Raw genomic sequence first — 12,587 nt, 5'->3', positions numbered from 1 at the left:
GAGGTGACATCATGAAACGCAGTCTTGGCATGACACTCGCGGGTGTCGCACTGGTCCTGTCCCTGGGCGCCTGTTCCTCGACGCCGATCACGCCTCCTGTGGCGGAATTGCCCGAGTTCATCTCGAACGCATCCACGCCGGCGGATCATCAACGCATCGCAGATTACTTCGCGGGTAAGGCGGTCAGCTACGAGGCCGAAGCGAAGCAGCACGAGAAGATGGCTGTTGCGTATTCGGGGCGTCCGAAGGGAGACGCCGGGCTCTGGGCCTCTCACTGCAGTGCCCTTCGGCTCAAGCTCAAGGAAGCGGCCCAGGAAGCCCGTGTGCTTGAGAAAGCACATCGCGACGCAGCGGCCAATCTGAGCCAATAAGGACGCGGTGCCCCGGCGAGAGGTTCGGCGGGGGCATCCACAGCGAGGGGGAAGACCATGCAAGAATCAAACGAAGACCTGCAGGAGCGCCTGCGGGCCCATCTGGATCTGGCTGCGGGCTTGTGCCGGCTGGGCTTTAGCTACGGCGAGCAAGTCGCCACGTTGACCACCGAAGCGGTGCAGAAGTGGGTTCGCCAGGCGGATCACGACGCTGAGGCTCTGCTGCAAGGGGACTTCTCGGTGTTCCCGGAGAAGGGACGCATTGCAGTGGATCACTGGACCGCGCTGCTGTCCTGCACACTGGAGTTTCAGAAGGCCTTCCTGGCTGCGTTTCCAACGCGCGATTGACCGTGAGGCCATCCGAAAACCTTACAAGAATGTAATCGTTGGGTCATGTCCCTGACGGCTAGAAAAGCACACACTGGGCATGTCGGACTCGCCCACCGGCTTCACGAATTTTTTGGATACCCACTTTTGGAGAAGCTGCCATGAAACTCAATACCTTCCTTTCGACCGCCCTGATCGCCACCGTCGCAGCCCTGTCCTTTGGCGCGCAGGCGGCAGAAGCCGACAAGGCGCCGGCCGAACAAACCGAAAAGGCTGCACCGAAGAAGGTGAAGCCCCATTCCCACATGACCGAGAAGACCGGCGTGCCGGCTCCGGCCTCCGAAGCCACGGCGGACAAGCCGGCTCCGGCGAAGGATGCGAAGCGTCACAACCACCAGCGAGACGCTAAGTAAGTTAATCGTTCAGAGGCCCCTCTTTAGGGGCCTCGGTGTTTCCAAAATGAAATCGCACGTCCACGATGAACACGGGAGCCGGTGTTCGTGCCGCATCCTGGCCGAAGCGGTCGGCTGCAAGCCTGAAGCCATCGCCTTTTCGTTCTGCCAGGCGGTGTTGATGAAACGCTGGATCGTGGAGTGCAACCATGGCTGCATGGACAAGGCACCAGCGCCAAAGCTCAGCAGCAAATGGCATGAGACCGGACCGATCGACCCGGTGAAGGCCATCCTGATCATGAACGAACAGGAGTAAAGGGCCGAGCCGAGCCTCAGGGGCGCCTGACCCGTCAAGCATGAGAGCGAATTTCTTCAGAACATGCAGTGGCATGCGGCCGTGAGCAAACCCTTGCCGGAGACGCCCCGTCAGTTGCGCTGGATGCTGGGTATCCGGCTGGCGCTGGCGGCGCTCGTGGTGGCGCTCATCGCCGGCGGTGTTGCCTACTGGATTGGAACTTACCGCGCCGAGCGGGCTGCTTTGGAGCAAGCCACGCGCAGTGCCCGTCATTTTGCGACTCCGGCGATGCAGATGATTGTCAGCTCTGGTCGGTCCGACGGTCACGACGGGCTTGAGCGCCTGCTCGACAAAACCCGCTTTGTCGGCCTGCAGGTGTTTGACCGGGACGGCCGCCAGGTTTACGAGAACTGGGGCGCGAGCGACCCCTCGCTCATCGACACGCTTCGTCCCCAGGCGCTGAAACGCCCCGAACGCGATCAGATCCACCGCACCTGGCTTGACGTCAGTGCCGAACACCTCATTCACGTGGTTGTTCCAATCGTGGACAGCAATGACCGCCTTGTGGGCTACGTGCGAACGATCAGCCGGCTCGATGCGGAAACCGTCCGGGCCCAGCGGGATCAGGTGCGCACCGGCGCGCTCACTGCTGTCGGGGCCGTGCTGGCAACCGCCTTCGTGCTGTACCCGCTGATGCTCGCCATGCTGCGGCGCTCCATGGGACTGTCCCGTTCCTTGCTCGACTCGAACCTGTCACTGATCCGCTCCCTGGGTAATGCTGTGGCCAAGAAGGATTCCGGCACGGATGCCCATAACTATCGGGTCACCCTCTACGCGATCGGTTTGGCGGAGGCAATGAAGGTCTCGGTGGAGGAGATCTCGCATCTGGTCGCCGGCGCTTTTCTGCACGACGTAGGCAAGATAGGCATTCCCGACCACATTCTCCTGAAGGGGGGCGCCTTGACGCCCGCTGAACTTCAGATCATGCAGACCCATCCGGTCCTCGGTACAGAAATCGTCACCGGGAACTCCTGGTTGCAGGAGGCTGCGGTGATCATCCGGCACCATCATGAACGCCTGGATGGGAAGGGCTATCCGGATGGTTTGCGCGGTGACGAGATTCCGCTGATTGCCCGGATCTTTGCCGTCGTCGATGTATTCGACGCACTGACCTCCGAGCGTTCCTACAAATCCCCGATGGGGTTCGAGGAGGCGATGCAGATCATTGTCCGCGAATCGGGAAGTCATTTTGATCCGCGCATCGTCTCCTCATTCCAGGCCATTGCGCCGGATCTGTATGCCGCGATCGCCCAAGCCCATCCCGAGATCTTGCGCAATCATTTGCAAGGTGCCCTGTTGAAGTATTTCAAGTGAGCACAGTCGCGTGCAATCGGCGGTGTGGGCCGGACGAGATCGGAGCACCTTGGTCACACAGGGCCCACTTAGCTGCGACCGTGCCGTTGAATGGCGAACTTGGCTTCGGCAAGGGCAATCTCGTAGGTCGGTGCCGTTTCATCCATGTTGCGATGCATCCGCATCTCGGGATCGATGAAGTACCAGTCAAACCGGTGCCCCTTTTGCGTGATCTCGATTTGATACTGCTTACCGCCAACTTCGTAGACGTCCATGACTGCATTCCGTTTGGATGGAAGAGTTATGTTGTCATGCGATGCCGGCTACGACAACACCGCGCCCACTCGAATCCCAAGTGCTTCATATCGGCCTGATGTCGTCGGTGTTATGCTTTTCGATTCCCTCATTCAAATTCATAGTTATGTCGGATACAACTGGGGTGCTGATTGATCGTTGGAAGCAAGACCCCAATGGAACGTACCAGTCGTGGTTCTTGTGGCCCGAACGCCTGAAGAATTTTCGTTCGATCCGACGTGGAATCGGCCAGGTCATCAAAGAGATCGACGAGGACACATTCGGCAATCTCTATCGAGGTTCATCGCTCGAAACCGTTGTCGCCTCGATTGCCGAGCAGCGCCAGATCTTCAAGGGGGCTGACCATGCCTTCCTGTGGAAGCCCAAGCTGCGCATCCCGGACATCTACGAGGACAGGGACAATCAGCGCGCCTTTGGCCGCCTGCTGCATGCATGTGATTGCTGCACCAAGGAGGCCGACGTGCTCCAGGCGATCCGCACGCTTGAGGCCAAGGGCATCAAGGGCCTTGGCCCCGCCGCGGCCAACCTGCTGTATTTCATCCATCCGACGATCGTTGTTCCGTTCAATACCGCCATCGTGAAGGGCTACAACGCCCTGACCGGTGCGGGGGTCAAGCTCGGGCGTTGGGATCACTATCTGGCGATGCGGCAAGGGCTTATCGAGTTCAACCAGCGTCACCGGGATCGCCTGTCCAATGACTTGGGTGCCGTGGCTGGGCTCATGTTCGATCTGGGCATGGAGCGCTACCCTTTACCGCCTGCGGCGGGGGATGCCAAGGCGACCGACGCCTGGGAAAAGGACCTGGCGGCCGTGCGGGAGGAAACGGCTGCCTTTGCCAAGCAACTGGACAAGAACCGGGTCTCCGACGAGGGGCACACGGAAGTGCAAGGGTGGCTGAGAGATCTCGGGCTGGCCTTGGGGTTCTCGATGTGGATCGCCAGCAACGATCAGACGCGCCCGTATCGAGAGGGTCGCCTCGGGGATGGCTGTATGACGGTCTTGCCGCCGGCTTTGCAGAGCGAAGGAGCTGAGGCCGTGCGACTCATCGATGTGATCTGGTTCGAACGGGATTCCGGTGCCGTCGTGGCGGCCTTCGAGGTGGAGCACACGACGTCGATCTATTCCGGCATCGTTCGGCTCCTGGATCTGGCGCTGTCAGGTGGAACGGCACAGCGTCTTCACCTGTTCCTCGTTGCTCCCGATGATCGGGAAGCCGATGTTCGGCAGCAGGTGCTGCGTCCCGCGTTTTCTCAGGTTCGGGAACTGAATATTCGCTATCTGCCGTATGGCGAGCTACGACAGCACCGGGAAGCCATCTCGCGCTTCGGGAGTGGAATCAAACCAGTTGAGGCCATCGCCCGGGTGTTTTGACTGCCATTGCAGCAACACATCACCCCGTATATATGTAAATTAGAATATTATGATTAAGCAAGCTCTGCCAAAGAAGCAGGGCCAAGAACATCACCTGTCCGTTCGCCCGTAGAGAGGTCCGGACCCATTCGGAATGGGTCCTTTTCGTGAGCTTTTAATGAAGGCGGGAACCATGAAAAAGACTCGAATTCTGCTCTCCGCGCTGGTGCTCTCCGTACTGAGCGCATGTGGAGGCGGTGGCGGCGGATCATCTACGGCACAAAGTACCGGAGGCGTCTCCGGGGTGGTGACCAAGGGGCCCTTGAATGCAGCCACCGTCACCGCCTATGCGATCAGCAGTGGGCAAATGGGAAATCAGTTGGCGTCTACGGTGACCGACGCTACGGGGCAATTCTCACTGACGGTTGGGGGATATACCGGACCGATGCTGCTGCAGGTCAGCGGCGGAAGCTTCGTTGATGAAGCGACCGGACTGACCATGGGAATGGCGCCTGGAGACGTCATGACGCTTGTGCTGCCCTCGTCCAGCGTGGGCCAGGGGGGGATGTCGGGGCTTCAAGTTACGCCGGTGACGTCCATGGCTCAAATGCTTGCGCTGCGCATGAGTGGCGGCATGAACGACGCCAATATTCAGGCAGCGAATGCAGCGATGGGCAGTTATTTCTCAATCGCCGATATTGTGCACACCGCGCCGATGAATCCGTTGATGGCGGGGTCAGGTACAAACGCCAGTATCGATGCCCAGAACTACGGGATGGTTTTAGCGTCCATCTCGCAGTATGCGCAGATTCGAGGCATGAGTACCACTTCATCGATGGTCTCGGCACTCATGATGGATGCTGCCGATGGGCTCATGGATGGAATGGCATTTGGGGCTCCCATCGTGACGAGCACGGCGTCGGGCAACATTCAGTTGCCGACGGATGCAGGCAGAGCAGGCTTGAGTGGCGCGATGAACGTGTTTATGAATTCCGCACGCAACAAATCCGGCGTGACAAGCATGCCCCTCATGAACCGGCTCAATGGTGCCACCGGGCAGATGATGAGCGGCAGTGGCATGATGATGGGGACGTAGCACTGCGCCCATCTGATCGCCTTTGCCTGGCACAGAAAAGCGGCCGTTACTTCGGGCCGCTTTTTTGTTTCAGATGGACTGTAGAAGATTACTTGCCCTTGGTCGCCTCGTAGAGGCCGTGGCCACCTACGCCTTCTTCGTGATTGTCCTTGCCGCGGTCCAGGGTCTTGTCCGCTTCACGCTGCTTGGCAAGGCTCTCCTTCGTGGCAGGCGGCATCTTCTTCAGTTCATGAAGTGCGTGGCCGCCCACGCCTTCCTCATGGTTGTTCTTGTCACGATCGAGGTTTTTCTGCAGTTCACGCTCCTGCTTAACTTCCGCTGCCGTGGGCTTGTGCTTCCGGACCTCATTCAGCATGTGGCCGTTGGCTTCTTCATGGTTGTCGATGCCCGGGTCGGCGTAGGCACTTGCGGCGGTGACCATCAGGGCAGCAAACAGGGTCGAAATCAGTTTCATGATGTATCTCCTTCGGTTCCGTTGTTATGAACTAACTGGCAGACACATCATGCGACTTCGACCCTTACCATTCCCGAACAGGTCGGTTACAATTCTGTCATCTTCTCGTCAGGCACTCTGCAGGTTTGACATCCTCGCCCGGGCTTCATTTCTTGCCCTTGGATTGAGACAACGCACTCCCCGCGGCGGATTTCGACTGGGCGCTGGTTCGACCATCGGTCAAAACCTTCGATGCGGCTTTCGCGGCTTGCGGCGAAGTCTGCTTCTTAGGTGCGTCTTTTTGTGAGAGGGCACTTCCCGCCGCCGTCTTGGAGTTGGCGCCCGTCGACTTGCTTTGCAGGGTCTTGGATGCCGCCGTCGCAGCCTTGTCACCTGTCGTCTTCGTGTTCGGCATTACGAATTCTCCTCATCATTCAAAGGTAAAGGAACGCGCCAGCAGCATACATGACCTCGGGATTTTCCTCCCGAGGTGAAGGCGAACTGTGCCGGGCTGTCGAGAACCCACGTCAAGCGGCTCCTCCCGTGATTCGGTGGCCGTGGCGATGGCGCTGGGCCGATGATGCGTCTGCGTCCGACGCGTCGTTGCCGGTGCCCGCCAAAGTTTCCAGGATCGGGCAGTCGGGGCGATCATTCCCCTGGCAGCAGTGAACCAGATGCTCCAATGCCGATTTCATTGCTTGAAGTTCCTGCAAGCGTTTGTCGAGCGTTTCGAGATGCACAGCGGCCAGCGCCTTGACCTGGCGACTTGGACGGTTGCGGTCCTGCCAGAGACTGAGCAGATCGCGGATCTCGTCGATCGAGAAGCCCAAGTCACGCGCGCGTCGGATGAACTGGAGGCTACGCACGTCGTTCTCCGTGTACTGCCGATATCCGGATTCCGTTCGCTGGGCCGGCGGAAGCAGTTGAACCCCTTCGTAGTGGCGGATCATCTTGGTCGAGATTCCGGAGGCCTTGGCGGCGTCACCGATGTTCATGATGCGTTTCCTTCCAGAGTTGTCGGCGTGCTCGGCAGCTGCGCTGCCGAAGCACCGCGCCAGCGCCGCAAGAGCAATGCGTTGGCGACGACGCTGACGCTGCTGAAGGCCATGGCGCCGCCTGCAACGACGGGATTCAACATGCCCAAGGCCGCCAACGGAATCCCCAGCGCATTGTAGGCAAAGGCCCAGAACAAGCCTTGCTTGATCTTTGAATAGGTTCGCCGGGATACATCGAAGGCGTCCGCCACCAGGCGCGGATCGCCACGCATGAGTGTGATTCCAGCGGCTTCCATCGCCACATCCGTGCCCGTGGACATACCGAGCCCGACGTCTGCAGCCACGAGGCTCGGCGCATCGTTCAGTCCGTCGCCCACCATGGCCACGACGTGGCCTTGCTCGCGCAAGGATTGCACGATGGAGGCCTTGTCCCCGGGCAACAACTCGGCCCGCACGTCGTCGATGCCCAGGGATCTGGCCACGGCTTGCGCACTACCCCGATTGTCCCCGGTGAGCATCACGGTCTTGATGCCCAGGGCCTGCAACCGTTCGATGGCGGCAAAGGACGCTTGCTTGATCGCATCGCCAAAAGCCAATACCCCCAGAGCTTCCCATCCATTGCCCTGGCCACGCAACAACCACGACACGGTCTGTCCTTCAGCCTCCAACTGCTGGGCCTGTGACTGAAGAAGGCCGGCATCGGCACCGCGTTCCGCCATCAGGCGGGCACTGCCGAGCGCAAACACATCGTTCCCGACAACACCCTGGATGCCTCGTCCTGGCAGGGCGGTCGCATCGCGGACTGCGGGAACAGCGACATTGCGCACACGGGCCGCCTCCAGAACGGCATGAGCAAGGGGATGTTCGCTGGTTTGCTGGAGGGCCGCCGCCAGCTTGAGCACGTCGGCCTCATCAAGGCCTTCGGCAGCGATGAGGGTCGTCAGGGATGGCTTGCCTTCGGTCAGGGTGCCGGTCTTGTCAAACGCAACGGCGGTGACTGCATGAGCAACCTCAAGGGCGGTGGCGTCCTTGATCAGAATGCCATGTCGTGCGGCAACCCCTGTCCCTGCCATAATCGACGTAGGGGTAGCGAGGCCCAAGGCGCAGGGACAGGCAATCACCAGGACAGCGACCGCGTTGAGGATCGCCGTCTCCCAGCTGCCCGACACCAGCATCCAACCCGCGAAGGTTGCCGCCGCAATGAGCAGGACGACGGGCACGAAGACCGCGCTGACACGGTCCACGATCCGCTGAACAGGTGCTTTTGCGGCCTGGGCCGATTCGACCATCCGGATGATGCGCGCCAAGGTGGTTTCGGTGCCGATCGCAGTCGTGCGGACGCGCAGGAGGCCAGCGCCATTCATGGCACCCCCGGTGACCGTCTGGCCGGGTGACTTGGGCACCGGGCGGCTCTCGCCGGTAATCAGTGATTCATCGACATCGCTCTGGCCTTCCAGCACCTCCCCGTCGACGGGAATCCGCTCGCCCGGGCGAACCACCACGACGTCCGACAGCGACAGTTGCTCAACCGGCGTCTCGATTTCTTGACCGTCGATCCAGACGCGGGCGATCGTTGGGCGAAGCGCATTCAGCGCACGGATCGCATCGGCGGTTTGCCGTTTGGCCCGATGCTCCAGCCACTTGCCCAGCAACACCAGCGTGATGACCGCGGTGGAGGCTTCGAAGTAGAGATGCGGCATCCCGGCGCCAGCCTGCTGGAGCAACATGTACACGGACAGACCGTAAGCCGCGGAGGTCCCGAGGGCCACCAGGAGATCCATGTTGCCGGCGCGGGCCTTCAGCGCCTTCCAGCCGGCAACGTAAAAGCGCCAACCAAGCCAGAACTGCACCGGTGTGGCCAAGGCGAGTTGCCACTCACCGCTGAGCATCCAGTGGTATCCCAAGGCTTGAAGCGCCATGGGCGCGACAAGAGGCAGCGTCAGCAGAGCGCTGATAAGGACCGGCCACCATTCGGGGCGCCGCTGAGGCGGCGGTGCAGATGGCTGAGCCTGCGCAACGGTGGATGCAGTGTAGCCGGCGGCCTCAACGGCGGCGGCAAGCGTGGCATAGGAAATGGAGGTGGCGCTCTCTATCCGGGCTTTCTCAGTGGCGAGATTGACGGTTGCGCTGAGCACGCCGGGCACTTTCAGGAGCGCTTTTTCGAGACGGGACACGCAGGAGGCGCAGCTCATGCCGCCGATCTGCAGTTCAGAAATACGTGTTTCCACCTCGTAGCCCGCAGCACGGACGGCCTCGGCGAGAACAGCAGGCTGGAGTGTCGCCGCGGTACTGACGATGGCCTCTTCAGTGGCGAGATTGACGCTGACTGCCTGGACGTTCGGCAGTTTAGCGAGTGCTTTTTCGATGCGCGTGGCGCACGTCGCACAGGTCATTCCTTTGACGCGGAGGTGATGCTGAACTGGGGAAGGTATCGAGAGGGATGCAGACATGTTTCGCTCCAAAACGAAGATGTGTCTGCATGGTGAAGTTTCCCACGGTGGGAAGGTCAAGGGTCGGCATCACCAGAATTTCTTGCGGCGACGCTTGACCTTACAACGGTGGAAAGGTCCAGAGTGCTTCGTACGAACCGTTTCTCAACCCTCAAAGGAGAACATCATGATCACCTTCCACATTCAAGACATGACCTGCGGTCACTGTGCCAGCACGATCACCAAGGCGGTGAAGGAGGCCGCGCCCGACGCCACCGTCACTATCGATCTCAAGCAGCATCGGGTCTCGATCGAGGCGGATTCGATGACTGCGGCCGAACTCCAGGAGGTGCTTGTCGAATCAGGTTATACGCCTGTTCAAATGGGCGCTGCCGCTGAGAGCTGACGGCCCGCACTGCTGGAACGACTAGACGCTTGAAGACTTACTCGCGATGAAGGTCCGCGGATCGTAAAACCAACGCCGGGTCTTCTTCGCGGTAACACCCTTTGCATCTGGATGGGCAGGATTGATGAGTATCACCGAATCCTCAGGCGCAATGGATGAGGGCAAAAGGATTACGGGCGAGCGCATGGACTGCAGCCAGTCATCCCCGAAATCCAAGCTCACTTTGCCTGGGGGCGCTGCGTCCCAGCCGACTGGCAGCGTAGCTTCAGCATGTTCCTCGCGCCGGTCCCAGGCTTGATCCGGAATCTCGATCTCAACGAGGTAACGATTGAGAGGCAGGCCTCCTACACCTAAGTGGACCATCGTTTCCAGGCACGCAAGCGACACGGACGATGCGCAATAGAGTATCGGCAGCCCTTTGCGATTCCAACGGCCGCCTACGAGCTTTGCGCCGGCCCCCGTCAGGTCATCTGCCGTATAGTCCGGTGTATCGCTTGCAATCCGCCATGCGCGCATCAGGCAAAAACCCCGGCCTGGGACTGCACAAGCAGGCGGGAAACCAGTTCTTGTCCTTCTATCGTGTCCATGTAGTCCGCTGGTTTCGCCCCTCCCAGCGCAGGAATGGGCTGTTCAAGCCAATCACCGACCCACCTGGCCGCATCAAAGCCTGTTGAATCGCCAGAGTCACCGACCATAACAGCGACTTGGCCGATCAAGCGCTCCAGTCCCAGTACGCGTTCTGACTGATCGGTCGAAAGCATCTCGCCTTCACGTATTTTTCGCGCAATGGTGGCTCGCCGCAGGTCAAGGATACGAACAAGACGCTCCTTGGGGACAGACGTCACATCAACGATCAGGTCCACGTGGGTGGCCGGAACCTTTCCCCGAATCACCCCGACATACTCAGCTGTGGAGGCTTGGTAGAGATTCTTGGCATAAGCGAGCATGCCGGCGCGAACATGGGAGGTACCTGCAAGCTTCTTGATCACCCCACTTGGGGACTTCTTCGTGGTGCCGATCACCTTGACGCCAGTGGTCACGCCTCCTTTGGCTTGAGCCGTCTGAACCCTCTTGGGACGTGGTGTCTTCGCAATGAATTCCATGATCGCACCTGCTCATTTGAGCTTTCAGTATAGCTCAAATGAGACAACGCCCCGGGTTCGTCCGGGCTGGTAAAGCGTCAATGACGAAGATGCTGTATTGAACGCTCTGCATCCATCGGATCAGGGCCCCTTGTACGCCAGAAGCGAGTCCGTTTACCTCCCTGAAGGGCTTAACATTGAATAACACCCTATTATTGAATGTTAGATTTAACGTAAAAGTGAAAATTCAGTCGCCACTTTTAGTATGTACTATCATGATACGTAATACAGTACGAAATTAGAGGCAGACCATGGCCAGGGCAGGCATCTACAAATCCGAGGTGGTGCGAGCACGGGACAAGCTGATCGCCCTCGGCAAGCACCCGTCGATTGATGCCATTCGGGTAGAGCTGGGGAATACGGGGTCGCGGACCACCATCAGTCGCCACCTGAAGGAGATCGAGGAGGAGGAAGGTCCGGTCACGGGCAGCAAGGTGGCCGTCAGCGAATCCTTGCTGGATCTAGTGGGGAGACTGGCTGAACGCCTCCATGGAGAGGCAAATGCCAGAGTGTCCGAGGCCGAGACACGGTACAGCAAACGCCTTCAAGATGCCCAAGCGCAATCAAAGGCCGCCTCTGATGAGGCGGAGTCCTTTCGCCAGCAACTGGAGGCGTGTCAGCTCGCGCTTGTGCGTGAGCGGGAGGCACACAAGGACACGCAAAAGGTGCTGCGCGATGAGACCTTGATCCGCACGCAGCTCGTTCAACAGGTGGCGGATCTTCAAGAGCGTCTGGCGGCCGAGGAAGAGCATCGGCAATCGCTGGAGGAGAAGCACCAAAATTCCCGTGAAGCCCTGGCGCATTTCAGGCAGTCAGTGAAAGAGCAGCGGGATCAGGAGTTACGCCAACATGAACAGCAGGTGGCCTACCTGCAGGGCGAGCTTCGCGCCCAGCAGGAGGCCAGCAACAAGAAGCAGCATGAGCTCATTCACGCTCACCAGGAATGCTCGCGCTTGGCGAGCGAATTGGCGGGATCAGGCACCAGCTTGCGTCAGGCAAAGGCAGAGAATCAGTCGCTCAAGAAGGAGCGGGATGAACTCATCTTTGCCCAGCAACGCCTGCATGAGGTCGAGCAGCAGGCTCTTGAGCGCGAAGCACGCATCGGCGAGCTCGTCGAACGAAATCAGGGCCTCGAAGCCAGTCGCACTGCGCTGGAAGAGCGTCTGCAGCAAATGAGTCTGGATCTGGCAACTTCCAAGGCTACCGCAGCGGCCCTGGAGGCGATCATTGAGCGCATTCAGGGAGATGTTGCCGAGCTGGTCACCGAGCGGCGCAAGAAAATGCAAGGGCCGCAAGCGCATGGCTCGTGACGCAAAGTGAGTGGATCAGTGCAGATGCGACCCGGCCTGGAAGATTTCACTGGCCGTCTTCCAGAGTCCGAGCCGATCGGGCCATCTATGCAGGCGCAGACTCGGCCGCATCACTTAAAGTGAATTCCCGACAAAGCTCGAATTCGGTGTTATCCCGATCATTTTGGATGGAGTAGTACCGGTTTCCATTTGCGACTTCGTATCGGTGAGACCAGGAGTTCGACGGATCTCTCCAAATCCGAACCAGTGGTTCCATCTTCCAGCGCCGTGTGCCATTCAAGTGCGGCGGGCTGACGAGTTGGACGTCGATAACGGTGACGTCATCTTTTCGTTGATCGAGAAACGACAGCAGATCGTGCGAGGGATGGGAGA

The 12,587-nt window shown here is 59.6% G+C and carries 17 protein-coding genes; 9 read left to right on the top strand and 8 right to left on the bottom strand.

Translation table 11 applies throughout. The features are described from left to right. The first annotated feature begins 11 nt into the window (after positions 1 to 11). The 5 genes from ACE3RX_RS21035 to ACE3RX_RS21015 all read left to right on the top strand — a co-directional run bounded on the left by ACE3RX_RS21035 (position 12) and on the right by ACE3RX_RS21015 (position 2,759). Complete coding sequence (locus ACE3RX_RS21035; RefSeq protein ID WP_374486932.1) at positions 12 to 371, top strand: hypothetical protein; 360 nt, start codon at positions 12 to 14, stop codon at positions 369 to 371. Between the two features lie 57 nt (positions 372 to 428). Further along, the gene (locus tag ACE3RX_RS21030; protein WP_374486931.1) at positions 429 to 719 is read left to right on the top strand and encodes a hypothetical protein; all 291 of its coding nucleotides are present in this window, start codon (positions 429 to 431) and stop codon (positions 717 to 719) included. Between the two features lie 140 nt (positions 720 to 859). Beyond that, positions 860 to 1,111 carry a hypothetical protein gene (locus tag ACE3RX_RS21025; protein WP_374486930.1) on the top strand — a complete coding sequence of 84 codons (252 nt, stop codon included), beginning with the start codon at positions 860 to 862 and terminating at the stop codon, positions 1,109 to 1,111. 46 nt (positions 1,112 to 1,157) lie between these two features. Beyond that, positions 1,158 to 1,406, top strand: a complete 249-nt coding sequence (locus tag ACE3RX_RS21020; protein WP_374486929.1) for a hypothetical protein — start codon at positions 1,158 to 1,160, stop codon at positions 1,404 to 1,406. An 81-nt stretch (positions 1,407 to 1,487) separates the two neighbouring features. After that, on the top strand, positions 1,488 to 2,759 hold the full coding sequence (locus ACE3RX_RS21015) for an HD-GYP domain-containing protein (RefSeq protein ID WP_374486928.1): 1,272 nt from the start codon (positions 1,488 to 1,490) through the stop codon (positions 2,757 to 2,759). A 68-nt stretch (positions 2,760 to 2,827) separates the two neighbouring features. Here the strand turns inward: ACE3RX_RS21015 and ACE3RX_RS21010 are convergent, their stop codons facing one another. Beyond that, on the bottom strand, positions 2,828 to 3,013 hold the full coding sequence (locus ACE3RX_RS21010) for a hypothetical protein (protein WP_374486927.1): 186 nt from the start codon (positions 3,011 to 3,013) through the stop codon (positions 2,828 to 2,830). Positions 3,014 to 3,177: 164 nt separating this feature from the next. Between ACE3RX_RS21010 and ACE3RX_RS21005 the strand changes: the two genes are divergently transcribed. Continuing rightward, on the top strand, positions 3,178 to 4,425 hold the full coding sequence (locus ACE3RX_RS21005; RefSeq protein WP_374486926.1) for a type II restriction endonuclease: 1,248 nt from the start codon (positions 3,178 to 3,180) through the stop codon (positions 4,423 to 4,425). Positions 4,426 to 4,597: 172 nt separating this feature from the next. Further along, on the top strand, positions 4,598 to 5,500 hold the full coding sequence (locus ACE3RX_RS21000; protein WP_374486925.1) for a hypothetical protein: 903 nt from the start codon (positions 4,598 to 4,600) through the stop codon (positions 5,498 to 5,500). A gap of 88 nt (positions 5,501 to 5,588) precedes the next feature. On the opposite strand, the gene ACE3RX_RS20995 is transcribed toward ACE3RX_RS21000, so the two are convergent. From ACE3RX_RS20995 to ACE3RX_RS20980, 4 genes are all read right to left on the bottom strand, one after another. After that, a complete protein-coding gene (locus ACE3RX_RS20995; protein ID WP_374486924.1) occupies positions 5,589 to 5,954 on the bottom strand; it encodes a hypothetical protein in 366 nt (121 codons plus the stop codon). A 145-nt stretch (positions 5,955 to 6,099) separates the two neighbouring features. Further along, positions 6,100 to 6,348, bottom strand: a complete 249-nt coding sequence (locus ACE3RX_RS20990) for a hypothetical protein (protein ID WP_374486923.1) — start codon at positions 6,346 to 6,348, stop codon at positions 6,100 to 6,102. Positions 6,349 to 6,460: 112 nt separating this feature from the next. Next, on the bottom strand, positions 6,461 to 6,928 hold the full coding sequence (gene cueR, locus ACE3RX_RS20985) for a Cu(I)-responsive transcriptional regulator (protein WP_374486922.1): 468 nt from the start codon (positions 6,926 to 6,928) through the stop codon (positions 6,461 to 6,463). Continuing rightward, a complete protein-coding gene (locus tag ACE3RX_RS20980) occupies positions 6,925 to 9,378 on the bottom strand; it encodes a heavy metal translocating P-type ATPase (RefSeq protein ID WP_374486921.1) in 2,454 nt (817 codons plus the stop codon). The genes cueR and ACE3RX_RS20980 overlap by 4 nt, the downstream gene beginning before the upstream one ends. Positions 9,379 to 9,544: 166 nt before the next feature. Here ACE3RX_RS20980 and ACE3RX_RS20975 point away from each other — a divergent pair, with 166 nt between their 5' ends. After that, entirely contained in the window at positions 9,545 to 9,763 is a 219-nt protein-coding gene (locus tag ACE3RX_RS20975) for a heavy-metal-associated domain-containing protein (protein WP_374486920.1), read from the top strand. 21 nt (positions 9,764 to 9,784) lie between these two features. On the opposite strand, the gene ACE3RX_RS20970 is transcribed toward ACE3RX_RS20975, so the two are convergent. Continuing rightward, positions 9,785 to 10,279 carry an RES family NAD+ phosphorylase gene (locus ACE3RX_RS20970; RefSeq protein ID WP_374486919.1) on the bottom strand — a complete coding sequence of 165 codons (495 nt, stop codon included), beginning with the start codon at positions 10,277 to 10,279 and terminating at the stop codon, positions 9,785 to 9,787. Continuing rightward, complete coding sequence (locus ACE3RX_RS20965; RefSeq protein WP_374486918.1) at positions 10,279 to 10,866, bottom strand: antitoxin Xre/MbcA/ParS toxin-binding domain-containing protein; 588 nt, start codon at positions 10,864 to 10,866, stop codon at positions 10,279 to 10,281. Before ACE3RX_RS20965 ends, ACE3RX_RS20970 begins: the two co-directional genes overlap by 1 nt. A 290-nt stretch (positions 10,867 to 11,156) precedes the next feature. Here ACE3RX_RS20965 and ACE3RX_RS20960 point away from each other — a divergent pair, with 290 nt between their 5' ends. Further along, on the top strand, positions 11,157 to 12,215 hold the full coding sequence (locus ACE3RX_RS20960) for a DNA-binding protein (RefSeq protein ID WP_374486917.1): 1,059 nt from the start codon (positions 11,157 to 11,159) through the stop codon (positions 12,213 to 12,215). An 85-nt stretch (positions 12,216 to 12,300) separates the two neighbouring features. Here the strand turns inward: ACE3RX_RS20960 and ACE3RX_RS20955 are convergent. After that, the coding region (locus ACE3RX_RS20955; RefSeq protein WP_374486916.1) for a hypothetical protein at positions 12,301 to 12,587 on the bottom strand (287 nt) is incomplete at its 5' end.

Origin of the sequence: Zoogloea sp., from assembly GCF_041914405.1 — a bacterium.
Lineage (GTDB): Bacteria > Pseudomonadota > Gammaproteobacteria > Burkholderiales > Rhodocyclaceae > Zoogloea.
This window is presented reverse-complemented; position numbering and strand designations above follow the sequence as displayed.

Bases quoted from the DNA above. Each gene is read 5' to 3' on its own strand.
- ACE3RX_RS20965 (WP_374486918.1), bottom strand. From the start codon at position 10,866: ATGGAATTCATTGCGAAGACACCACGTCCCAAGAGGGTTCAGACGGCT.
- cueR (WP_374486922.1), bottom strand. From the start codon at position 6,928: ATGAACATCGGTGACGCCGCCAAGGCCTCCGGAATCTCGACCAAGATG.
- ACE3RX_RS20995 (WP_374486924.1), bottom strand. From the start codon at position 5,954: ATGAAACTGATTTCGACCCTGTTTGCTGCCCTGATGGTCACCGCCGCA.
- ACE3RX_RS20970 (WP_374486919.1), bottom strand. From the start codon at position 10,279: ATGCGCGCATGGCGGATTGCAAGCGATACACCGGACTATACGGCAGAT.
- ACE3RX_RS20960 (WP_374486917.1), top strand. From the start codon at position 11,157: ATGGCCAGGGCAGGCATCTACAAATCCGAGGTGGTGCGAGCACGGGAC.
- ACE3RX_RS21025 (WP_374486930.1), top strand. From the start codon at position 860: ATGAAACTCAATACCTTCCTTTCGACCGCCCTGATCGCCACCGTCGCA.
- ACE3RX_RS21000 (WP_374486925.1), top strand. From the start codon at position 4,598: ATGAAAAAGACTCGAATTCTGCTCTCCGCGCTGGTGCTCTCCGTACTG.
- ACE3RX_RS20990 (WP_374486923.1), bottom strand. From the start codon at position 6,348: ATGCCGAACACGAAGACGACAGGTGACAAGGCTGCGACGGCGGCATCC.
- ACE3RX_RS21030 (WP_374486931.1), top strand. From the start codon at position 429: ATGCAAGAATCAAACGAAGACCTGCAGGAGCGCCTGCGGGCCCATCTG.
- ACE3RX_RS20980 (WP_374486921.1), bottom strand. From the start codon at position 9,378: ATGTCTGCATCCCTCTCGATACCTTCCCCAGTTCAGCATCACCTCCGC.
- ACE3RX_RS21035 (WP_374486932.1), top strand. From the start codon at position 12: ATGAAACGCAGTCTTGGCATGACACTCGCGGGTGTCGCACTGGTCCTG.
- ACE3RX_RS21020 (WP_374486929.1), top strand. From the start codon at position 1,158: ATGAAATCGCACGTCCACGATGAACACGGGAGCCGGTGTTCGTGCCGC.
- ACE3RX_RS21010 (WP_374486927.1), bottom strand. From the start codon at position 3,013: ATGGACGTCTACGAAGTTGGCGGTAAGCAGTATCAAATCGAGATCACG.
- ACE3RX_RS20975 (WP_374486920.1), top strand. From the start codon at position 9,545: ATGATCACCTTCCACATTCAAGACATGACCTGCGGTCACTGTGCCAGC.